Source organism: Halosimplex halobium, assembly GCF_051414055.1.
Classification (GTDB): domain Archaea; phylum Halobacteriota; class Halobacteria; order Halobacteriales; family Haloarculaceae; genus Halosimplex; species Halosimplex halobium.
Genome location: NZ_JBLKNX010000008.1, coordinates 100,713 through 120,172, shown reverse-complemented (window position 1 = coordinate 120,172; position 19,460 = coordinate 100,713). Strand labels below are relative to the sequence as shown.

Annotated in this window: 19 protein-coding genes; 2 read left to right on the top strand and 17 right to left on the bottom strand. The window is 69.5% G+C overall.

Annotation, left to right across the window (positions count from 1 at the left end):
- Nucleotides 1–41 precede the first annotated feature (41 nt).
- The gene (locus tag ACMGFG_RS09925) at nucleotides 42–1,895 is read right to left on the bottom strand and encodes an ATP-binding protein (protein ID WP_436930181.1); all 1,854 of its coding nucleotides are present in this window, start codon (nucleotides 1,893–1,895) and stop codon (nucleotides 42–44) included.
- Nucleotides 1,896–2,104: 209 nt separating this feature from the next.
- On the opposite strand from ACMGFG_RS09925, the gene ACMGFG_RS09920 reads away from it, so the two are divergent.
- On the top strand, nucleotides 2,105–2,518 hold the full coding sequence (locus ACMGFG_RS09920; RefSeq protein WP_436930180.1) for a hypothetical protein: 414 nt from the start codon (nucleotides 2,105–2,107) through the stop codon (nucleotides 2,516–2,518).
- 107 nt (nucleotides 2,519–2,625) lie between these two features.
- Here the strand turns inward: ACMGFG_RS09920 and ACMGFG_RS09915 are convergent, their stop codons facing one another.
- The 3 genes from ACMGFG_RS09915 to ubaA form a co-directional block, all read right to left on the bottom strand.
- On the bottom strand, nucleotides 2,626–4,977 hold the full coding sequence (locus ACMGFG_RS09915; protein ID WP_436930179.1) for a xanthine dehydrogenase family protein molybdopterin-binding subunit: 2,352 nt from the start codon (nucleotides 4,975–4,977) through the stop codon (nucleotides 2,626–2,628).
- A gap of 69 nt (nucleotides 4,978–5,046) precedes the next feature.
- Entirely contained in the window at nucleotides 5,047–5,430 is a 384-nt protein-coding gene (locus ACMGFG_RS09910; protein WP_436930178.1) for a DUF5658 family protein, read from the bottom strand.
- Between the two features lie 143 nt (nucleotides 5,431–5,573).
- On the bottom strand, nucleotides 5,574–6,389 hold the full coding sequence (ubaA, locus tag ACMGFG_RS09905) for an SAMP-activating enzyme E1 (protein ID WP_436930177.1): 816 nt from the start codon (nucleotides 6,387–6,389) through the stop codon (nucleotides 5,574–5,576).
- 138 nt (nucleotides 6,390–6,527) lie between these two features.
- Between ubaA and ACMGFG_RS09900 the strand changes: the two genes are divergently transcribed.
- The gene (locus tag ACMGFG_RS09900; RefSeq protein WP_436930176.1) at nucleotides 6,528–7,133 is read left to right on the top strand and encodes a YIP1 family protein; all 606 of its coding nucleotides are present in this window, start codon (nucleotides 6,528–6,530) and stop codon (nucleotides 7,131–7,133) included.
- A 15-nt stretch (nucleotides 7,134–7,148) separates the two neighbouring features.
- Here ACMGFG_RS09900 and ACMGFG_RS09895 read toward each other — a convergent pair whose 3' ends face one another.
- The 13 genes from ACMGFG_RS09895 to ACMGFG_RS09835 all read right to left on the bottom strand — a co-directional run bounded on the left by ACMGFG_RS09895 (nucleotide 7,149) and on the right by ACMGFG_RS09835 (nucleotide 19,174).
- Nucleotides 7,149–8,669: a carboxypeptidase M32 gene (locus ACMGFG_RS09895; RefSeq protein ID WP_436930175.1), complete on the bottom strand. Its 1,521-nt coding sequence runs from the start codon at nucleotides 8,667–8,669 to the stop codon at nucleotides 7,149–7,151.
- Nucleotides 8,670–8,772: 103 nt separating this feature from the next.
- Complete coding sequence (locus ACMGFG_RS09890; protein ID WP_436930174.1) at nucleotides 8,773–9,162, bottom strand: helix-turn-helix domain-containing protein; 390 nt, start codon at nucleotides 9,160–9,162, stop codon at nucleotides 8,773–8,775.
- Nucleotides 9,163–9,329: 167 nt separating this feature from the next.
- A complete protein-coding gene (locus ACMGFG_RS09885; protein WP_135364946.1) occupies nucleotides 9,330–9,563 on the bottom strand; it encodes a DUF8001 family protein in 234 nt (77 codons plus the stop codon).
- Between the two features lie 97 nt (nucleotides 9,564–9,660).
- Nucleotides 9,661–9,942 carry a DUF5789 family protein gene (locus ACMGFG_RS09880; protein WP_436930173.1) on the bottom strand — a complete coding sequence of 94 codons (282 nt, stop codon included), beginning with the start codon at nucleotides 9,940–9,942 and terminating at the stop codon, nucleotides 9,661–9,663.
- 149 nt (nucleotides 9,943–10,091) lie between these two features.
- Nucleotides 10,092–10,979: an ornithine carbamoyltransferase gene (argF, locus tag ACMGFG_RS09875; protein ID WP_436930172.1), complete on the bottom strand. Its 888-nt coding sequence runs from the start codon at nucleotides 10,977–10,979 to the stop codon at nucleotides 10,092–10,094.
- Nucleotides 10,976–12,073: a [LysW]-lysine hydrolase gene (locus ACMGFG_RS09870; RefSeq protein WP_436930171.1), complete on the bottom strand. Its 1,098-nt coding sequence runs from the start codon at nucleotides 12,071–12,073 to the stop codon at nucleotides 10,976–10,978. Before ACMGFG_RS09870 ends, argF begins: the two co-directional genes overlap by 4 nt.
- Nucleotides 12,066–13,199 (bottom strand): aspartate aminotransferase family protein, encoded by a 1,134-nt coding sequence (locus ACMGFG_RS09865; protein ID WP_436930170.1) that lies wholly within the window; start codon nucleotides 13,197–13,199, stop codon nucleotides 12,066–12,068. The genes ACMGFG_RS09870 and ACMGFG_RS09865 overlap by 8 nt, the downstream gene beginning before the upstream one ends.
- Complete coding sequence (locus ACMGFG_RS09860) at nucleotides 13,196–14,083, bottom strand: acetylglutamate/acetylaminoadipate kinase (RefSeq protein WP_436930169.1); 888 nt, start codon at nucleotides 14,081–14,083, stop codon at nucleotides 13,196–13,198. Before ACMGFG_RS09860 ends, ACMGFG_RS09865 begins: the two co-directional genes overlap by 4 nt.
- A 14-nt stretch (nucleotides 14,084–14,097) precedes the next feature.
- Complete coding sequence (gene argC / locus ACMGFG_RS09855) at nucleotides 14,098–15,138, bottom strand: N-acetyl-gamma-glutamyl-phosphate reductase (RefSeq protein ID WP_436930168.1); 1,041 nt, start codon at nucleotides 15,136–15,138, stop codon at nucleotides 14,098–14,100.
- A gap of 10 nt (nucleotides 15,139–15,148) precedes the next feature.
- Nucleotides 15,149–16,051 (bottom strand): lysine biosynthesis protein LysX, encoded by a 903-nt coding sequence (gene lysX / locus ACMGFG_RS09850; protein WP_436930264.1) that lies wholly within the window; start codon nucleotides 16,049–16,051, stop codon nucleotides 15,149–15,151.
- A 2-nt stretch (nucleotides 16,052–16,053) separates the two neighbouring features.
- Complete coding sequence (gene lysW, locus ACMGFG_RS09845) at nucleotides 16,054–16,218, bottom strand: lysine biosynthesis protein LysW (RefSeq protein ID WP_006882170.1); 165 nt, start codon at nucleotides 16,216–16,218, stop codon at nucleotides 16,054–16,056.
- A 201-nt stretch (nucleotides 16,219–16,419) separates the two neighbouring features.
- The gene (argH, locus tag ACMGFG_RS09840) at nucleotides 16,420–17,922 is read right to left on the bottom strand and encodes an argininosuccinate lyase (RefSeq protein WP_436930167.1); all 1,503 of its coding nucleotides are present in this window, start codon (nucleotides 17,920–17,922) and stop codon (nucleotides 16,420–16,422) included.
- A 1-nt stretch (nucleotide 17,923) separates the two neighbouring features.
- Nucleotides 17,924–19,174: an argininosuccinate synthase gene (locus tag ACMGFG_RS09835; protein ID WP_436930166.1), complete on the bottom strand. Its 1,251-nt coding sequence runs from the start codon at nucleotides 19,172–19,174 to the stop codon at nucleotides 17,924–17,926.
- Nucleotides 19,175–19,460 lie beyond the last annotated feature (286 nt).

The window sequence follows — 19,460 nt, the reverse complement described above, 5'->3', positions numbered from 1 at the left end:
AAACGTTCGGACGGGATCGCACTCAGTCGCGTCCGGGCCTCTTACTCGTGGTTTGTCAGGCACTTCGAGAGGCCGATCAGCTCGACCGGTTCGGAGTTGTCCGGCGAGTAGACGACCTTCTGGCCCTTCTCCATGTACGGGACCTTCTGCTCCAGGTTGGCGGGGATGTTCACCGCCGAGATGGCGTCCTCGTCGCCGAGGTTGAGGACGACGGTCGTGTTGATCTGCTTGAACACGGGGTCGGCGATGTCCTGTGGGTCCTGGGTGATGAGAAAGAGCCCCAGCCGTTCCTTCCGGCCCTGTTTGGCCGCCTCGGTGAACTTGCCGATGATCTGCTCGCCCTGGACGCTGTCGACCTCCGAGAGGAAGTTGTGGGCCTCGTCGAGCCCGAGCACGAGCGGCGTGTTCTTGATGCGCTCGTAGTCGGGGTCGTTCGAGAGCTTCTGGTCGACGATGAGCGCCGCCAGCGCGAGCACGACCGTCACCGTGGTCCGGGAGTTGTTGATGTGGTAGGTGGGGACGACGGAGATCCCGCCCGGGCGGACGAACTCGTGGACGCGCTCGGTGATCGGGCGGGCGTCCTGGTCGAAGATGCCGTCGAATCCCAGCGCGCGGCGCTTGACCGCGTTGAACGTGGCCTCGTGGACCCGCCCCGTCTCGTCCAGTTCCTCCCGCAGCGCCGGGTCGTCGAGGAACGTTTTGAACTGCTGGTAGGTGCCGTCGGGGCCGTACTCCCGCGAGAAGCGATTGAGGAGCAACTGGAGGGCGTTGTACTGGTTGCCATTCAGACTGGAGCCGGCGATAAGCCAGGGGTTGTCCCCGACCATCGAGAAGGGGATGGTGAACTCGACCTGCTCGGCGCGGTGGTCGCCGGCCGCGTAGGACGCCCCCTGCACCTTCGGGACGAACGCGATGGTGTCGTCGACGCCGCCGTAGGCGATGCCCTCCCGCTCCAGGCGGCGTTCGAACTCGGCGTCCAGATCGGGGTTGTCGTCGTGCATCTGGGCGTACTCGTCCTGCGGGTCGAACATCACGAGCCCGGGCGAGACCTCGCGGTCGCCGTCCTCGACGGGGTAGGTGCGGTCCTCGGCGAGGTACTGCCGGAGGACGTTCTTCGCGCTGTGGGTCTTGCCCGAGCCCGTGCCGCCGGCGACGAGCGTGTGCCGGAAGACCAGCGGGTCGCCGTCCGCGTAGTCGTCTTTCAGCCGGTAGTCGATGTGGGGCGGGTCGGCGGCGGTCTTCACTTTCTCGCCGCCCACGGAGAGGTGGCCGAGGAACACGCCGTCCTCGGGGATCTTCAGGCCGGTCTTGATCTCCGACTTGTCGGTCGCCTCCCGGACGACGGTCTCGGGCTTGGGCACGCGGTCGGTCATCCGCCGCTTCAGTTCGCCGTCCTCCGAGTACAGCACCGCCACGGGGTCGAGCGTCGCGACGAACTTGAAGTCCTGTTCGTCGATGTCGCCCCGCCGCATCGCGCGGCGGGCGTGGATCTCGGTGGCGTCGTCGGCGCGGAACTCCTGGGCGTACTCCAGGGCGGTGATCCGGCAGAACAGCCGCTCGTCGTCCTGGTAGGGGATCAGCAGGTACTTGCCGATCCGCACGTCCGAGCGGTTCTCGACGGTGACGTACGCCCGCAGCTCCGTCTCCTCGCCGTCCTCGCTGATGCGCAGTCCCTCGGTCGCGGAGACGACGCCGACGCCGCGGTCCTCGCCGGCGGGCGTCACGTCCATCGCCTCGAAGTCGTCGTCGGCCTCGCCCGCGTCGAAAGTGTCGACGCCGGTCGCGTCGGACGCGTCGGTCTCGGTCCCGGAATCGGCGTCCGTGGCCGCCCCGCCGGCGTCGGCCTCCTCCTCGTCGCTCCCGTCGAAGTCAGTGAAATCCCCGAGATCGGACATACCCGCCACCTCGTACTCGGAGGGCATGGGTGTTTCCCACCATCTTTTTCGACCGGGGGTTTCCTCGCGCGCCGGAGGCGCGCGGATGCTCAGTACAGTGTATAGACATAACGCTCAGTGAGGGGCCGCAAATCAAAGGGTCTACGACGAAGTCCCGAGAGGGTCTGTATTGACACAACCCATTTTTAACTCCCGGTAGAAGACGCACTATGGCTATCTCGCAAGCCCGTTCCAAATCCCTCTTATTGGGTCAGGATGCCACTGTATCGCTTCGGGGAGTTGCGGTGGCAGGTGGCTTGTTCGTGGCCGTCTTTTCGGTGATGAGCCTCTGGCTAGACCAATCAATCTCGGTTATTGGCTCCGTTTTCTACGTTCTACTCTTCCTGTTGCTCGCTCTTGCGAGCGCGGTCACCTACTACAACGAGGGATTGCTTATCTCACTTCTCCTGACGGTCTGTCCCATGTATGCGGTTGCGATTCATCTCGTACACGTCGGTTGGACCGGACCGACGCCCTATCCAACAGCCGTAGTTATGGCACCGCCGTTAGCACTTCTCTTTGGTATCCCTCTCGGACTCATCGGGGGGGTGCTCGGCCTCGCGGCGAGACGATACACCGACTAACTCAAAGACACGGACTGATAGATTCGCAACGCGAACTGAACAGACTGAACGCCCCGCTGGCGGGTGTATCATGTCGGCCGACTCCGGATCGAACGCGCGACGACGGTCTACTCTCCGGCCTCGCGGACCGCCGCCCGGACGCGCTCGCCCGTGAGCGGCATGTCGACGTGGCCGATCCCCAGCGGTTCGAGCGCGTCGCAGACGGCGTTGACGACCGCGGGCGGGGCGGCGATGGTGCCGGCCTCGCCGATGCCCTTGACGCCGAGGTCGTTCGTGGGGCTGGGCGTGACCGTCGCCTCGGTCTCGACCTCGGGGACGTGGAACGACCGCGGGACCGCGTAGTCGAGCATCGAGTCGGTTTCGAGACGGCCGTCGTCGGCGTAGACCGCCGCCTCGTAGCGGGCCTGGCCGATGCCCTGGGCGACGCCGCCCTCGACCTGCCCCTCGACGATGGTGGGGTTGATCCGCTCGCCGCAGTCGTCCAGCGCGACGTAGCGCTCGATCTCGACGGCGCCGGTCTCGGGGTCGACGGCGACCGCGACGACGTGCGTCCCGAAGGTGTAAGCGGTGTCGTCCTGCTCGAAGAACGTGGTGGCTTCGAGACCCGGATCCATCCCGTCGGGGACGCCCCAGCCGTAGGCCGCCTCCGCCACGTCGGCGAAGGTGCGCGTCTCGTCGGTGTGGTCGGGCGCCGCGAACTCGCCGTCCTCGTAGGTCACCGCATCGGCCGGCGCGTCCAGCAGGTCCGCGGCGAACTCGCGGGCCTTCTCGCGGACGGCGCGGGCGCTCTCGGCGACGGCGTTGCCGCCGGTGATGGTCGAGCGGCTGCCGAAGGTGCCGGTCCCCTGCGGGACGGCGTCGGAGTCGCCCTCCCGCACGTCGATGTTGTCGTAGTCGACCCCGAGTTCGTCTCCGACGATCTGGGCGTAGGTGGTCCCGTGGCCCTGGCCGTGGGAGTGGGTGCCCGCCGAGACGGTGACCGTGCCGTCGGGGTGGACGCGGACGACGCCGCTCTCCATGCCCCCGCCCGTCGACTCGACGTAGCAGGCCAGCCCGACGCCGAGATAGCGGCCGTCCTCGTCGCGGTCGGGCCGGTCGCGCAGGGCCGCCCAGTCGGCGGCGTCGAGCGCCTCGTCGAGGCCCCGTTCGTAGTCGCCGCTGTCGTAGGTGGCGCCGACGGGCGTCTCGTGGGGGAACTCGGTGATCTGGTTCCGGCGGCGGAACTCGGCGGGGTCGAAGCCCAGTTCGCGCGCGGCGGCGCCGACGAGCCGCTCGGCGACGTAGTTGGCCTCCGGGCGGCCCGCGCCGCGGTAGGAGTGGATCGGCGTCGTGTTCGTGAACACCGCGCGGGTCTCGCAGTGGATCGCGGGGATCGCGTACTGGCTGGAGAGCAGCGAGCCGTACCAGCCGGGCATCCCGAGGCTGCCGCCGAGGCCGTAGGCGCCGCAGTTGGCGTCGGTCTCGACGCGCAGCCCCCGGATCGAGCCGTCGTCGTCGACGCCGATCTCGGCGGTCGTGCGGTGGTCGCGGCCGTGGGCGCCCGCGAGGTAGTTCTCGCTTCTGGTCGCGGTCCACTTGACCGGGGTACCGAGGGCCATCGCGGCGAACGCGGCGGCGGCCTCGCCGGGGTGATGGTGGCCCTTGTGGCCGAAGCCGCCGCCCACGGAGGGCGCGACGACGCGGATGTCGCTCTCGGGGAGCCCCAGGGTGGTCGAGAGCTTCCCGCGGTGGCCGTGGGGCGACTGGCTGGTCAGCTCGACGGTCAGCCGCCCGTCGCCGGCGTCCCAGCGGGCGACCGCCGCCCGGGGTTCGAGCGCGTTGGGGATCAAGCGGTTGTTCGTCAGGTCCAGTTCGACGGTGTGGTCGGCGTCGGCCAGCGCTCCGTCGGTCGCCTCGCGGTCGCCGAGTTCCGAGGTGGCGGCGACGTTGTCGGGGGCGTCGTCGTAGAGCGCGGGGGCGTCGGTCCGCTGGGCCTCGCGCTGGTCGACGACGGCACCTCGTTCGTCGTACGCGACTTCGACCGCGTCGGCGGCGTCGCGGGCGCGGTAGCGGTCCTCGGCGACGACCGCGGCGACGGGCTGGCCCTGATAGCGGACCCGGTCGCGGGCGAGCACCGGGTGGCCCGGCGGGTCGCAGTCGAGCCCGTGGGTCGAGAGGGGGAGTACCCCTGGGACCTCGGAGGCCGCCACGTCCGCCCACGTGTAGACGGCCAGCACACCGTCCATCGACTCGGCCGCGTCGGCGTCGACGGACTCGACGTCGGCGTGAGCGACCTCGCTCCGGACGAAGGTGAGGTAGGCGAGGTCGGGGTGGTCGACGTCGTCGGTGAAGGTCGCGTCGCCGGTCAGGAGGGCGGCGTCCTCCCGGCGGTCGACGCCCTCGCCGACGAGCCCGTCGGCGTCGTCGGGGTCGTCGGCCTCGACCGGGTCCGCCGGGTCCGTCCGCGAGTCGTCGGTCATGCCGATCACATCCGGCGACAGCGGCTAAACTGTTGTCCCGGTCACGGACGGCGACCCGGGGACGACCCGCTACACCGCGGCGACGGCCGCGAGGCCGACGTAGACGTTGGTCACCACCACCGCGGTCCCGAGGCCGATGACGGCCAGGAACCAGGCGCGCCAGCCCGGGACGCGCTCGACGACCGGGCGGCACTCCAGCAGGACGACGCCGGCGTACAGCGCGACGGCCGCCTTCAGCGCGACCACCAGCAGCGGGTGGTGGACGAGCAACAGGCGGATCCACGGGTTGGCCTCCAGCGAGGGGCCGGCGAAGGCGGCCGCCACCAGCGTCGACACGGCGTCGCCGAACCCCCAGACGATCACCAGCGAGAGCACCAGCTCGACGTAACCGGGCATCTCCAGACGGATCTCCGAGAGGTCGAGCGCCTCGCCGATCGTCTCTGCCTCTGACATCGCATCCGGAGCGACGCGCGCTCCACCCGCCCCTCTCGATTACTCGCGGATAAATCCTCGCGACGGAGTATCACTGCTGAAATTCAGGACGGATGACGTGACGGCGGAACGGACGCGTCGACGGGCACCACTGCGGGCCGCGCTCAGTCCGCGGGGACGGCACAGCTGTCTGCGTACTCCACGTCGTCGACGGAGTCGATGGGGTCGTCGCCGCAGACCGGACACGACGGGTTCGGCCGGACGGTCACCTCCTCGAAGGACATGTCGGCGGCGTCGTAGACGACCATCCGGCCGTCCAGCGACTCGCCGACGCCGACGAAGTGCTTGACCGTCTCGGTGGCCTGAACCGCGCCGACGGTCCCCGGGAGCACCCCGAGAACCCCGGTCGTCGCGCAGTCGGGGACGGCGCCCTCGGGAGGGGCCTCGGGGAACAGACAGCGGTAACACGGCCCGTCACCGGTGAAGGAGGTCACCTGGCCCTCGAAGCGGTAGATGGCGCCGTGGGAGAAGGGGACGCCCGTGAGGGTGCAGTAGTCGTTGATCAGGAACCGCGTGGGGAAGTTGTCGGAGGCGTCGACGACGAAGTCGTAGCCGTCGACCAGGTCCGCGACCGTCTCCGGCGAGACCGCCACCTCGTGGGGTTCGACGGTCACGTCTGGGTTCAGCTCGGCGACGAACTCGGCGGCGCTCTCCACTTTGGGGCGGCCCACGTCCGAATCGCCGTGGACGACCTGCCGCTGGAGGTTGGACCGCTCGACGGTGTCGTGGTCTGCGATCCCGATGCGGCCGACACCCGCGGCGGCGAGGTACTGGAGCACGGGCGAGCCCAGCCCGCCGGCGCCGACGACCAGCACCGCGGCGTCCAGCAGGTTCGCCTGCCCCTCCGGCCCCACCTCGTCCATGATGATGTGCCGGGAGTAGCGGTCGAGCTGCTCCGGGTCGAGATCCGGCCCTGCCATACCCGCGTCTACCGGACCGAGCGGGTTAAGCGGTCCGCTCCCGGGCGGTGCGACTGGGTGACGACGGGAGGCGCGTCCCACAGCCCGAGTGACCTGCCGGGGCAGAAGACTTACCAGCCACACGAGACACCGCCGAGTATGGCGCCCTCCACCCCGCTCGTCCGCCCCTCCGAGTACTTCGACCGCTACGACCGACCCTCGATAGCCGTCGCCTTCGCCGTCGTCGCGGTGCAGGCGGTCGGGACCGCCGTCGCGATGTGGCTGTTCCTCCAGCGCGTGGTCGCCCACGTCGACGCCCCGCCCGAGGAGAAAGCGCAGGTCCAGAGCGCCCTGGGCGGGGCGATCGTCGGCGTCTTCGTCGGCATCTTCGTCGGGTGGCTGCTGCTCGCCGCCCTGTTGCACCTGTTCGTGTGGTTCGCCGGCGGCCAGCGGTCGTTCGGGACCACCCTCGCCGTCACCGGCGAGGCCGAGATCGCCGGGATCGTCCTGTTGCCCGTGACCACCGTCGGGCTGATCAGCCTGCTCGGCCAGGCCCCGAGCGATCCCCAGGCCTTCGTCGACTTCTTCGAGCGGGCGGCCTCGTTCAGTTCGCCCGTCCTGCTGGTCTCCAGCCTCGTCAGCACCCTCTGGAAGGCCGCGATCCAGGGCTACGGCCTCGGCGTCGCCCACGACCTCCCGGTCGGGAAGATGCTCGCGCTCGCGTTCGGCGTCGGAATCCTCGGCTTCCTGGTGAACCTGATCTGAGGACCGTTCGCGCCTTCAGAGGTCGTAGAGGTCGCCGAACTTCCCCCTGGCGTAGTCGAGGAAGTAGTCGGCGGTGAACCCCTCGCCGGTCGCCTCGCGGACGAGGTCGTCCGTCTCGTAGCGACAGCCGTGGCGGTGGACGTTCTCCGTGAGCCACTCGTGCAGCGGGTCGAACTCGCCGCTCCGTACTTTCCCGTCCAGGTCCTCGATGGCGTCCTCGGCGCTGGCGTACAGCTGGGCGGCGAGGACGCTGCCCAGCGAGTACGTCGGGAAGTAGCCCAGCGAGCCGTGGGTCCAGTGGATGTCCTGCAGACAGCCCTCGCTGTCGGTCTCCGGCCGCACGCCGAGGTACTCCTCCATCTTGTCGTTCCACACGCCCGGCACCTCCTCGACGTCCAGATCCCCGGAGATCAGGTCCCGCTCGATCTCGAACCGGAGGATGATGTGCATGTGGTAGGTGAGTTCGTCCGCCTCGACGCGGATCAGGTTGTCGGGGTAGATCTGGTTGGCGGCCTCGTAGAACGCCCGGGGCGATGCGTCGACGCCGAGGTGCTCGTTCACCGTGTCGGCGAAGTTGTCCCAGAAGGGTCGCGAGCGGCCGACGTGGTTCTCCCACAGGCGCGACTGTGACTCGTGGACCGTCAGGTCCCGCGACTGGCCCAGCGGCGTCCCGTAGTGTTCCTGGGGGAGTCCCTGCGTGTAGGTGGCGTGGCCGAACTCGTGGATGGTCGAGCCGATGGCGCCCATGGGGTCCTCGGGGTCGAACCGCGTGGTCACGCGGGCGTCGAACTGCGTCCCCGTCGAGAACGGGTGGGGCGCGGTGTCGAGCCGCCCGCGCTCCCAGTCGTAGCCCAGGTGGTCCAGCGCCGCCCGCACGGTCTCCTCCTGGGCGTCCTCCGGGTACTCGCCGTCGGCGAAGGGATCCGCCAGGTCCGCGTCGCTGTCCTCGATGGCCTCGATCAGCGGGACGAGTTCGTCGCGCAGCCGCTCCAGCACCCGCTCGGCGGTGTCCAGCCCCAGGTAGGGCTCGTACTCCTCGAACAGCACCGCGTAGGGGTCCCGGTCCGGGTCGATGGCCTCGGCGTAGTCGCGCTTGAGTTCGACCATCGTCTCCAGCGTCGGCGCGAACGAGTCGAAGTCGTCCTCGGCCTTGGCCTCCTCCCAGACCGGCAGCGCGTTCGACGCCGTCTCGGAGATCTCGGTGACGAGGTCCTCGGGCACCTCGACGGCCCGCTCGTGCTCGCGGCGGACCTCGCGGACGACCGCCCGCCGGCCCCCCGAGAGGTCGGCGTCGTCGAGTTCGTCCAGCCACTCGCCGACCCGCTCGTCGGTCAGCTTCTCGTGGGTGACCGCCGACAGCGCCGAGGACTGCTTCGACCGGGCGGGCGTCCCGCCCTCGGGCATCGTCACCTGCTGGTCCCAGCCCAGCACCCCGCCGGCGTCGTTGAGATAGGTCAGCTGTTTGACGTGCTCCTCGAAGGCCGGGTAGGGCTCGGGGCCGGACTCGGACTCCGAGTCGGGGGATTCCATCGTCATCACCCACCGCTAGCGGCCGGGTCCGTATCAAAACACGGGTAACTGGCTATCGACGGCTGCACGACCCGGTCGCTCCCGTCGCAGCCGGTCGAGTCCCGACCGGTCAGAGGTCTTCCTGGCCGAACTCGTCGATGCGGTCGTGGACGTAGGCGGTCCACTCGTCGAGCGTCTCGTGCATCAGCTCGCGGGCCTCGGGCAGCGGGGTCGCGGAGTACTGGTAGACGTGGCCGCCGCCGTCGAGCAGCCGGCGCTCGCGCTCGGCCAGCCCCTTCTCGCGCAGCGTCGACAGCGAGCGGTTGACGTTGCTGCGGTCGCGTTCGAGCTGGTCGGCCAGCTCGGCCACCGTGCTCCCGGGGTGATCCTGGAGGGTCAGGAACGTCCGCACCTCGTGTTCCTGGACGTTGAAGACGCAGGCGAGCACGTCCTCGAAGCCCGGCTGCTCGTCGAGCATCAACTCCCGGAACCGCTCGGGCGAAGGGTCCGCCTCGACCATGGTATCGCCACGTAAGCACCCCCGCCGCTTAAACGGAGGCGGTCACCCGGGCGACGGTCGAACCGAGCGGTGGTCGAACGGAGCGGCGGTCGAACGGAGCGGCGGTCGAACGGAGCGGCGGTCGAACGGAGCGGCGGCGATCGACCCCAGCACCGGTCGGCGCCGAGTCAGCGGCCGTAGCCCTGCTCGACGAGGCAGGTCCGCATCGCCGACTCCGAGTCGTGTTTGTGCAGCCGCGTCGGCGTGTCGCAGTAGAAGGTCTCGCCGTCCCAGCGGAGCGTCACCTCGTGTTCGGCGTCGAGAAACTCCGTCCGGACGCGGACCCGCCCCTCCGATTTGATCCGGTCGAGCAGCTCGTCGGCGTCCAGCGCACCGGCGTCGACGACGGGCGGGTCGGCCATCACTGCCCGGTTCGACCGCCGCGATAATCAGTGTTCGCTCCGGCCGCGCGACGGTCGCACACGCGCGACCGCCGCGACCGGGCGCCCGCAGCCGGGCTCAGTGCCAGTTGCGGTGGGGGTGGGGCTGGTTGTCGCCGCGGTCGTCGTAGTACTTCAGGCCGATGAACGAGTCGTCGAGGTTGCCCATCAGCGCCGTGTACGCGTCGTCGGCCGACTCGTAGGTCCGTCCGTTCGAGCGGGCGAGCACCGTCTCGACTGTCGTGGTGTCGCCCGTCGGCGCCTCGATCTCAACGTCGCCGACCCGGTCGGCGACCGTCGCCGTGTCCGTCGGGTACTCGCACGATTCCGTCAACAGCTGGCGCGTCTCTGTGATCCGCATCTGTAGTTCACGATTATCCTACTGCATTATAAATCATTAGGGTTAGTGAGTGTCAATCTCTCGCACGGGTATGCCGGCAATATCTACACAATCGTGAACGAGCGCGACGGAGAAATCGAAAATATGGGGTTACGAGCCGGCGCCGGACGCTACTCCTGTTCCGCTAACCACGCCAACAGTCCTTTCTGGGCGTGCAGGCGATTTTCGGCCTGGTCCCAGACGATAGCGTTGTCGCTCTCGATGGCGGCGTCGGTGACCTCCTCGCCGCGGTGGGCGGGCAGGCAGTGCATCAGCGCGCGGTCGCCCAGCAACTCGGGCGTGATCTGGAAGCCCTCGAACGCATCCAGTTTCTCCGCGCGCTCGTCCTCCTGGCCCATGCTGACCCACACGTCCGTGTACACCACGTCCGCGTCGACGATGGCGGCCTCGGGGTCGGTCGTCGTCGCCGGCGCGGTCCCGAGCCCGTCGGCGCGCTTCAGCACGTCGTCGTCGATGCCGTAGCCCTCGGGGGTGGCGACGGTCAGGTCGAGCCCCGACATCGCGGCGCCGAGGACGAACGACTGGCAGACGTTGTTGCCGTCGCCGACCCACGCGACGGTCGGGTCTTCGAAGTGCTCGCGGATGGTCAGCAGGTCGGCGAGCGTCTGGCATGGGTGGGCGTCGTCGGTCAGCGCGTTGATGACCGGCACGCCCGCGTACTCCCCGAGTTCGACCACGTCGGCGTGGTCGTAGACCCGGGCCATCACGAAGTCGACGTAGCGGCCCAGCGCCCGCGCGATGTCCTTCACCGGCTCGCGCCCGTGCAGGCCGATGTCGTCGGGACCGAGGAAGACGGCGTGGCCGCCCAGCTGAGTCATCCCCGTCTCGAAGGAGACCCGCGTTCGCGTCGACGGCTTCTCGAAGATCATCCCGAGCGTCTGGCCGTCCAGGAGGTCCGACGCGCCGGTCTCGCGGTAGTCGGCCTTGATCGCCGCCGCGCGGTCGAGGACGGCCGCCAGTTCGTCGGTCGTGAGGTCGTCGACGTCGAGGAAGTTCATTGTAGTCGCTCCGTCGCAGTCTCGAGGACGGCCACGGCGCGGTCGTACTCGGCGAGCGAGACGTGCTCGTCGGGCGCGTGGTCCAGGTCCGAGTCGCCGGGCCCGTAGGTCACCATCGGACAGTCCCACTCCTGTGCGTACACGTTCATATCACTTGTGCCGGTCTTCCGCAGGAGTCGCGGGTCCCCACCCACTTGCCGGACCGCCGCGCGGAAGGCTCTGGCCGCCGCCGTCCGCGGGTTCATCATCACCGGTTCGACCGCGTCGTGCCAGTGGACCGTCCCGTTCGCGAGGTGGCCGTCCGCGATCTCGCGGACCTCCTCGGTCGTGTACTCCGGCGGGACGCGCAGCTGCACGTCGGCCGTCGCCTCGACGGAGAGCCCGTCGTCGGTGATCCCGCCCTCGAAGCTGATGGGCTTGGCCGTCACGCGCTCGAAGACGGGCACCCACTCGTCGTGACCGAACTCCTCCTCGACCGCCGACCACCAGCCGATGGCGTCCTGGATCGCGTTGTTCTCCGGCCGCGAGGAGTGACCGGACTCCGAAGTCGCGACGTACGTCCCGGCGAGCAGCCCGCGGTAGCCGAGCGTGATGCCGTCCCAGCCCGAGGGTTCGCCGTTGACCACGGCGTCGGGTTCGGCGTCGCGCTCTTCGACGAGATGCCGGGCACCGCGCGAATCCACCTCCTCGCCGACGACGCCGACGAACGAGGCGCCCGTGCGGACGGCCGCGACGGCCATCGAACAGAGCGGCCCCTTCGCGTCGACGCTCCCGCGGCCCCACAGCTCTTCCTCGCCCGCCTCGTTCTCCTCGACGCGGACCGGGATGTCGCCCGGCACCGTGTCGATGTGGGAGGTCAGGAGGACGCTGTCGTCGGCCGGCGCGCGGACGTTGCCCACGTCGTCGACCCACACCTCGCGGTCGTGGCTCTCGAAGAAATCGACGAGCACCTGCGCGGCTTCCGCCTCCTCGCCGGTCACGGAGGGGGTGTCGACCACGTCGACCAGGAGGTCGCGGGCCTCCTCGTCGACGGGCACGTCGGGCGTCGGCTCCTCGCCGTCGCCGCCGCCCTGCTCGCCGGCGCTCTCACTCATCGCCGACGACCTCCGCCATGGCGTCGACCACCTGTTCGACCTCCGCCTCGGTGACGGTCAGCGGCGGGAGGAACCGCACGACGGTCCGCCCCGCGGGCAGCGCGAGGATCTGGTGGTCCATCGCGAGTTCCTTCAGCGCGCGGTTGGCGCGGCGGCCGACCTCGACGCCGACCATCAGCCCCTCGCCGCGCACCTCGCGTACGTCGTCGCCTATCTCCTCCTCCAGGCGCTCCTGCATGTACGCGCCCACGTCGCCGGCGTGGCCCGGGATGTCCTCCTCGACGATGGTCGAGACCGTCGCGCCCGCGGCCGCGGAGATGACCGGCCCGCCGGAGAACGTCGAGGCGTGGCTGCCGTAGTTGTCGGCGATCCACTCGCGACAGAGCGTCGCGCCGACCGGGAAGCCGTTCCCGAGCCCCTTCGCGGCGGTGATCATGTCCGGGACGACGCCGGACTGTTCGGCCGCCCACAGCGTGCCCGTCCGGCCCATCCCGGTCTGGACCTCGTCGAAGACGAGCGCCGCGCCGGCCTCCTCGGTCTCCTCGCGGGCGCGCTGGAGGAACTCGGCCGAGGCGGGGTTGATGCCGCCCTCGCCCTGGACGGGTTCGACGATCACGGCCGCCGTCTCGTCGTCGACGGCCGCGGCGAGTTCGTCGCCGTCGTCGTAGGGGACGAACTCCACGTCGCCCATCAGCGGCTCGTAGGGCTTCTTGTACTTGCTCTTCCAGGTCGTCGCCAGCGCGCCCATCGTCCGGCCGTGGAACCCCTGCATCGTCGCGACGATCTTGGAGTTCCCGGTGGCCGAGCGGGCGAACTTCAGCGCCGCCTCGTTGGCCTCCGTGCCGGAGTTACAGAGCCACGTGTAGTCGATGGGGTCGGGCGCCGTGTCGGCCAGCCGCTCGTACAGCGCCGTCCGCGCGGCGTTGGGGTAGGAGGCCTGCACGTAGGTCAGCTTCTCGAACTGCTCGGTCACGGCGTCGTGGACCGCCTCGTGGCCGTGGCCCAGCGGGACGCAGGCGTAGGAGGCCCCGAAGTCAAGATACTCTGTGCCGCTGTCGTCGTAGAGGACCGTACCGTCGCCCTCCTCGATCTGGATCGGTTTCTCCGAAAAGACGAATCCGCTCATGAATCTCCCTCCGTCGTGTCCGCGTTGTCGTCCGCAGTCGTCTCGTCCGCAGTATCGGAAAGCGCCGACGCGTAGACGTGCGTGCCGCCGCCGTCCAGCGCCGACAGGATCGGGTCGTCGGCGTTGGCGTCCGCCACGACCACCTCGTCCGCACCGCCCTCGATGGCTTCCCGGATCGCCATCACCTTCCGCTCCATGAAGCCCTCGGCGGCGTCCTCCAGAGCGGCCCACTCGTCGGCCGTCTCGACGGACTCGATGAGTGTGTCGGGGTCGTCCGGGTCCGCGTAGATGCCCTCCACGTCCGTCAGCAGGACGAGCGTCCCCTCCAGCGCACCGGCGATGTGGGCGGCCGAGCGGTCGGCGTCGGTGTTCACGGGGACGACCTCGTCGTCGTCTTTCCCGGCCATCGGCGGGCTGGCGACCGGGGTGTAGCCGTCCGCGAAGAGCGTCTCCAGCAGGTCGGCGTTCACCCGCTTGATCGTCCCCGAGTGGTCGCCCCGGCGGATCTTGCGCGTGCCGTCGTCCATGACGCGAACGGCGGACTTGCGCGGGCCGTACAGCAGTTTGCCGTCGACGCCGTTGAGCCCCACCGCGTCGACGCCCTGGCTCTGGAGGCCCGCGACGAGCTGGGTGTTGAGGTGGCCGAAGACCATCTCGAATACCTCCATGGTCTCGGCGTCAGTAAAACGGCCGACGACGCCCGACGGCGTCTCGACGTACTCCGGTTCGATGCCGAGCCGTTCGAGCGTCTCGTCGACGGCCGTCGAGCCGCCGTGAACCACGGCGACTGACTCGTCTCTGTCCTCGGTAAGCGTTGCAACGTCCGCCAGAGCGCCCGCGGGGTCGACCGCGCGGGCGCCGCCGATCTTGACGACTGTAGTCACGAAAAATCACCTGCTCAGGGGGCGCCGACCGGGTGGAGGCCCCCGAACTCCAGCCCCGCCGTCTCCTCGATGCCCAGCGCGACGTTGGCGGCGTGGACCGCCTGCCCCGCCGAACCTTTCATCATGTTGTCGATCGCCGAGAAGACGACGAGGCGCCTGTTTCTGGGGTCGAGCTCGAACCCGACCTCCGCGCGATTCGTCCCCGCGACCGCCTTGGGTTCGGGGTAGCGGTACACCCCGCCGCCGCCCGCGACGAGTTCGACGAACGGCTCCTCGCCGTACTCGCCGCGGTACGCTCCCCACAGGTCGCCCTTCGAGACGGGCTCGCCGGGGAAGACGTGACAGGTCGCGCTCGCGCCGCGGATCATGTCCACCGCGTGGACCGTGAACGACACGTCCAGGCCGAGGAACTGTTCGATCTCGGCCTCGTGGCGGTGGCCCGTCGGCGCGTACGGGCGGACGACGCCCGAGCGCTCGGGGTGGGAGGACGCTTCGCCGCCGCCGGCGCCGCCCTCCGACGACCCCACTTTCACGTCGACGACGACCTGCTCGTCGCCGGTGAGGATGCCCTCCTCGACCAGCGGCTTGAGGCCCAGGATCGTCGCCGTGGCGTTGCAACCGCCCGAAGCGATCAGGTCCGCACCCGGCAGTTCGTCGCGCGTCAGCTCCGGGAGCGCGTAGACGGACTCCTCCAGCAGCTCCGGACGCGTGTGCCCGTCGTACCACTCGTCGTACTGTTCCGCCGAATCGAGACGGAAGTCCGCCGAGAGGTCGACGACCGTGTCGGCCGCCTCCTGAAACTCGTCGATCTGCTCCATCGAGACGCCGTGGGGCGTCGCCGCGAACAGCGCGTCGACGCTCTCCAGATCTTCGGGCGAAGAAAAGCGCAGGTCGAGGTCGCGCAGGTTCGGGTGGGCGTGGCCAACCGTCTTGTTCTCCTTCGAGCGGCTGGTCGCCTGGACGACCTCGAACTCGGGGTGGCCGGCGAGCAGGCGGAGCAGCTCCCCGCCGGTGAACCCCGAGCCACCGACGACGGATGCGGTGTATTCACTCATGCCTCGGACCTCACGTCGCCGCCTCCGCGGCCTCTTCGTCCTCGCCGGCCCCGGCGGTGGTCTCCAGCCAGTCGACGACCGTCGCCGGCACGTCCACGTCGGTGACCTCGTTCAGCGCCTTGAACTCGACCGTGTGGTTGACCTCGTGGACGGTGTATCCCGAGGGGTCACCGTCCTCGTCGACGCCGGTCTCCATGAGGTCGATCCCCAGCAGGCCGCCGCCGACGGCGTCGCTGGCCTTGCGCACGAGCTGTTCCATCTCGTCGGTGATCTCGATCTCGGAAGTCTCGGCACCCTTGGCGGCGTTGGTCAGCCAGTGGTCCGACGAGCGGACCATGCCGGCGACCGGCTCGCCGTCGACCGCGACGACGCGGATGTCCCGGCCCGGCTTGTCGACGAACTCCTGGACGTAGAAGACCTTGTGCTCGTAGTGGCCCAGGGTCTCCTTGTGTTCGAGGATCGCCTCCGCGGCGGACCGCGAGTCGATCTTCGCCATCAGGCGGCCCCACGAGCCGATGACCGGCTTGAGGACGCACGGATAGCCAAACGCCTCGATACTTTCGAGGGCGGCGTCTTTCGTGAACGCCACGTCGGTCGCCGGCGTGGGAACGCCCGCCTTCTCCAGCGCGAGGCTGTTTTTCACCTTGTTCGCGCAGACCTCCGCGGTCTCGGCGCTGTTGACCACCGGAATGTCGTAGGCGTCGGCGAACTCCGTGGCGTACAGCGAGCGGCTCGTCGCCAGACAGCGGTCGACGAGCACGTCGACGCCCCGCATGTCCTCCGGGGGCTCCGAGAGCCCGAAGCGCTGCTTGCGCACGTCGACCTTGACGACCTCGTGGTCGCGCTCACGCAACTCGTTGAGCAGGAGCTTCTCGTCCCGGCGGATCCGGGAGTAGAGGATGCCGACCTTCACTCTCACTCACCCCAGTCCTCTTCGAGCTCGGGGGCCGTCTCGAGGACTGGAGGTTCGGTGTCGACGACTTCGAGCTCGGCGCCGCAGGTGCCACAGTCGACGATCTCTCCTATCTCGATGCCGTCGTGCAGAGTCACTTCCGCTCCGCACTCGACGCATTCTGCCATCGTACCCCCTACTCACCCTGCTATCTACTTAAACGCTTCGAACCTATCAGACAAAAATAGTTACGCGTACGCGACGCTAAGCGCGTTGCAGGCCCGATTTCGTGGACAGTCCGTTCACTGTATCAGTTTGGTGGTAGTTCCCCTCGCGGGGGTCGTGGGAGCGGCTGCGGTCGGTAGTGCGGGACGCTGTGGCGGCGCCGGTCACGCATAGTCGGCCACCTCCGCTTCGAGGTCGGCCAGCGCGTCGGTCACGGCCGCGCGCCGGTCGGCCAGCGCGTCCTCGTCGGCCGCCAGGCGCTCGCGGGCGTCGTCGATCTGGGAGGCCACCGCCTCGGGGGCGGGACCGCCCGGCGAGTCGCGCATCGCGACGCTCTCGACGGGGTCGAGCGTCGCCTCCAGCGTCTCCCGGTCGACGTACGCCGTGAGGGGTTCGCCGAGAATCTCCTCGGCGGCCGCCTCCAGGTCGGCGATGTCGGGCGCGTCCTGGCCGGGATCGAGGTCCTCCGCGACCGTCGCGACGACCTCGTGGGCCGTCCGGAAGGGGACGCCCGCCATCGCCAGCCGGTCCGCGACGCCGGTCGCCGTCGAGAACCCGGCCGCGGCCTCCGCTTCGAGCACCTCGTCGTGCCACTCCGCCGTCGTCAGCGCGCCGGTCGCGACCTCCAGCGCGGGCGGCACCGAATCGACGGCGGTCCAGGCCGGCGGCGTCGCCTCCTGCAGGTCGATGTTGTACGAGCGGGGCAGCCCCTTCAGCGTCGTCAGCAACCGCTGGAGCGCGCCCCCCGCCTCGCCGGCCGTGGCGCGGACGATCTCCAGCGTGTCCGGGTTCTTCTTCTGGGGCATGATCGACGACGTGGAGGCGTAGTCGTCGCTGATCTCCAGATAGTCGCGGCCGCTGTAGACGACGAGATCCTCCGCGAGTCCCGACAGCGTCGTCGCCAGCGTCGTCAACGCGCTCGTCGTCTCGACGAGGAAGTCCCGCGAGGACGTGGCGTCCATCGAGTTCGCCACGGTGCCGTCGAAACCCAGCAGGTCGGCGGTACGCTCCCGGTCCACCTCGAAGGGCGTCCCGGCGAAGGCGGCCGCACCCAGCGGCGACTGGTTGGTGGTATCGAATGCCGCGAGCAGGCGCTCGGTGTCCCGCGCCAGCGGCCCCTCGTAGGACAGGATCCAGTGGGCCACGGTCACGGGCTGGGCGTACTGGAGGTGTGTGAACCCAGGTAGCAGCGTCTCGGTGTGGTCGGCGGCCGCGTCGAGCAACTGCTCGCGCGCGCCCACGACCGTCTCCAGCGCCTCGAAGAGGTCGGCACGGAGGCGATACCGGATGCAGGTCGCCACCTCGTCGTTGCGCGAGCGCGCGGTGTGCATCCGCCCGCCCTCGGGACCGACCCGCTGGATGACCGCCGTCTCGATGGCCTCGTGCACGTCCTCGGCGTCGGGCAGCTCGCCGTGGCCCGCCGCCGCCACGTCGTCGAGGGCGTCGAGAATCGCGGCCGCGTCCTCGTCGTCGACGATGCCCTGCTCGGCCAGCATCACCGTGTGGGCGCGGTCGACCTGCAGGTCGGCCGCGAAGATCCGCTGGTCGGCGGCCAGCGAGGACATGAACCCGCGCGCGGGACCGCCCGAAAAGCGGTCGCGGCGGACCGCGGTCCCGCCGCTTTCGCCGCCCTCGCCCGCCCCGGGTGTGTCCTCGCCGTCGGTCATCTTACTCCTCGTCCTGACCGCCGTCGGTCGCCGCCTCCGCCTGCTTCGCCGCGACGTTCTCGGCGACGCGATTCGCGAGGCGCGACTGGAAGCCGTGGTACTTCGCGACGCCCGTCGCGTCGTTCTGTTCGATGTCGTCGGTGACCGCCTCCTCGTTGAACGAGGCCGCCGACTCGCTGTAGACTGCGTACTCGCTGTCGCGGCCGACCGCGCGGGCCTGGCCGCCGTCGAGTTTGACGGTGACGGTCCCCGTCACTTTCGTCTGGGTCTGCTCGATGAACGATTCGAGTGCCTTCGTCAGCGGCGCGTCGACCAGCCCCTCGTAGCCCTTCTGGGCCCAGCGCTGGTCGACCTGCTGTTTGAACGAGCGCTCCTCCTGGGTGAGGACGAGCGATTCGAGCGCCTCGTGGGCCGTCAGCAGCACCGTCGCCGCGGGGTGCTCGTAGTTCTCGCGCACCTTGAGCCCGAGCATGCGGTCCTCCATGATGTCCGAGCGGCCGACGCCGTGGGCCCCGGCGCGCTCGTTGAGGTCCTCGATGAGCGAGACGGCGTCCTGGTCCTGGCCGTCGACGGCGACGACCGCGCCCTGTTCGAACTCGACCTCGACCGTCTCCGGTTCGGCGTTGCCTGGCGCCTGCGTCCAGTCGTAGATCTCCTCGCCGGGGACGTGGGCCGGGTCCTCGAGCTCGGAGCCCTCGACCGAGCGGCTCCAGAGGTTCGTGTCGATGCTCCAGCGGCCGCCGTCGCCGCCCTCGACGGGCAGGCCCTTCTCGGCGGCGTACTCGCTCTCCCACTCGCGGGTGAGGCCGAGTTCGCGCACCGGCGCGAGCACGTCCAGGTCCGAGGCGCGCCAGACGGCCTCGAAGCGCAGCTGGTCGTTGCCCTTCCCCGTGCAGCCGTGGGCCAGCGCGCTACAGCCCTGCTCCTCGGCGACTTCGAGGATGGCGTTGGCGATGACCGGGCGCGCGAGCGCCGTTCCGAGGGGGTAGCCCTGGTAGGAGCCGTTGGCCTTGACGGACTGCAGGCACAGCTCGGCGAACTCCTGTTTGGCGTCGACGACGTAGTGGTCGAGGCCGAGTTCCTCGGCGGTCTCGCGGGCCTCGTCGAACTCCTTTTCGGGCTGGCCGACGTCGACGGTGACGCCGATGACGTCGTCGTAGCCGTACTCTTCCTTGATGAGCGGGACGCAGACTGTCGTGTCGAGCCCGCCGGAGAAGGCGAGCGCGACGGTGCCGGATGGGTCGGATGGCATGTGTTGTGTGGTGACTGTCGGGTGAGATGTCCGCCCGGAACCCGACGGTGGCGGCGTTCGGAAACGAAACGTGGCGACGAGGGAAGGAGTAGTTGCGGGCCTAACGGCCCGGTCGTCGTCGCCGCGGTCGTCGGGCGTCGACGCCTGCCAGCGCCGCCGTCCGACGCGCGAAAAGTCGGTCGGCGGACCCGCGGCTCGCCGCCGTCTGCACGCCGGGAGCGCGGGTCGAAGCCATGTACCCGCTACTACCACCGAGTCGCTACTAAAAGGTTGCGAACCCCGCCGA

Bases quoted from the DNA above. Each gene is read 5' to 3' on its own strand.
- ACMGFG_RS09925 (WP_436930181.1), bottom strand. From the start codon at position 1,895: ATGTCCGATCTCGGGGATTTCACTGACTTCGACGGGAGCGACGAGGAG.
- ACMGFG_RS09920 (WP_436930180.1), top strand. From the start codon at position 2,105: ATGGCTATCTCGCAAGCCCGTTCCAAATCCCTCTTATTGGGTCAGGAT.
- ACMGFG_RS09915 (WP_436930179.1), bottom strand. From the start codon at position 4,977: ATGACCGACGACTCGCGGACGGACCCGGCGGACCCGGTCGAGGCCGAC.
- ACMGFG_RS09910 (WP_436930178.1), bottom strand. From the start codon at position 5,430: ATGTCAGAGGCAGAGACGATCGGCGAGGCGCTCGACCTCTCGGAGATC.
- ubaA (WP_436930177.1), bottom strand. From the start codon at position 6,389: ATGGCAGGGCCGGATCTCGACCCGGAGCAGCTCGACCGCTACTCCCGG.
- ACMGFG_RS09900 (WP_436930176.1), top strand. From the start codon at position 6,528: ATGGCGCCCTCCACCCCGCTCGTCCGCCCCTCCGAGTACTTCGACCGC.
- ACMGFG_RS09895 (WP_436930175.1), bottom strand. From the start codon at position 8,669: ATGACGATGGAATCCCCCGACTCGGAGTCCGAGTCCGGCCCCGAGCCC.
- ACMGFG_RS09890 (WP_436930174.1), bottom strand. From the start codon at position 9,162: ATGGTCGAGGCGGACCCTTCGCCCGAGCGGTTCCGGGAGTTGATGCTC.
- ACMGFG_RS09885 (WP_135364946.1), bottom strand. From the start codon at position 9,563: ATGGCCGACCCGCCCGTCGTCGACGCCGGTGCGCTGGACGCCGACGAG.
- ACMGFG_RS09880 (WP_436930173.1), bottom strand. From the start codon at position 9,942: ATGCGGATCACAGAGACGCGCCAGCTGTTGACGGAATCGTGCGAGTAC.
- argF (WP_436930172.1), bottom strand. From the start codon at position 10,979: ATGAACTTCCTCGACGTCGACGACCTCACGACCGACGAACTGGCGGCC.
- ACMGFG_RS09870 (WP_436930171.1), bottom strand. From the start codon at position 12,073: ATGAGTGAGAGCGCCGGCGAGCAGGGCGGCGGCGACGGCGAGGAGCCG.
- ACMGFG_RS09865 (WP_436930170.1), bottom strand. From the start codon at position 13,199: ATGAGCGGATTCGTCTTTTCGGAGAAACCGATCCAGATCGAGGAGGGC.
- argC (WP_436930168.1), bottom strand. From the start codon at position 15,138: ATGAGTGAATACACCGCATCCGTCGTCGGTGGCTCGGGGTTCACCGGC.
- lysW (WP_006882170.1), bottom strand. From the start codon at position 16,218: ATGGCAGAATGCGTCGAGTGCGGAGCGGAAGTGACTCTGCACGACGGC.
- argH (WP_436930167.1), bottom strand. From the start codon at position 17,922: ATGACCGACGGCGAGGACACACCCGGGGCGGGCGAGGGCGGCGAAAGC.
- ACMGFG_RS09835 (WP_436930166.1), bottom strand. From the start codon at position 19,174: ATGCCATCCGACCCATCCGGCACCGTCGCGCTCGCCTTCTCCGGCGGG.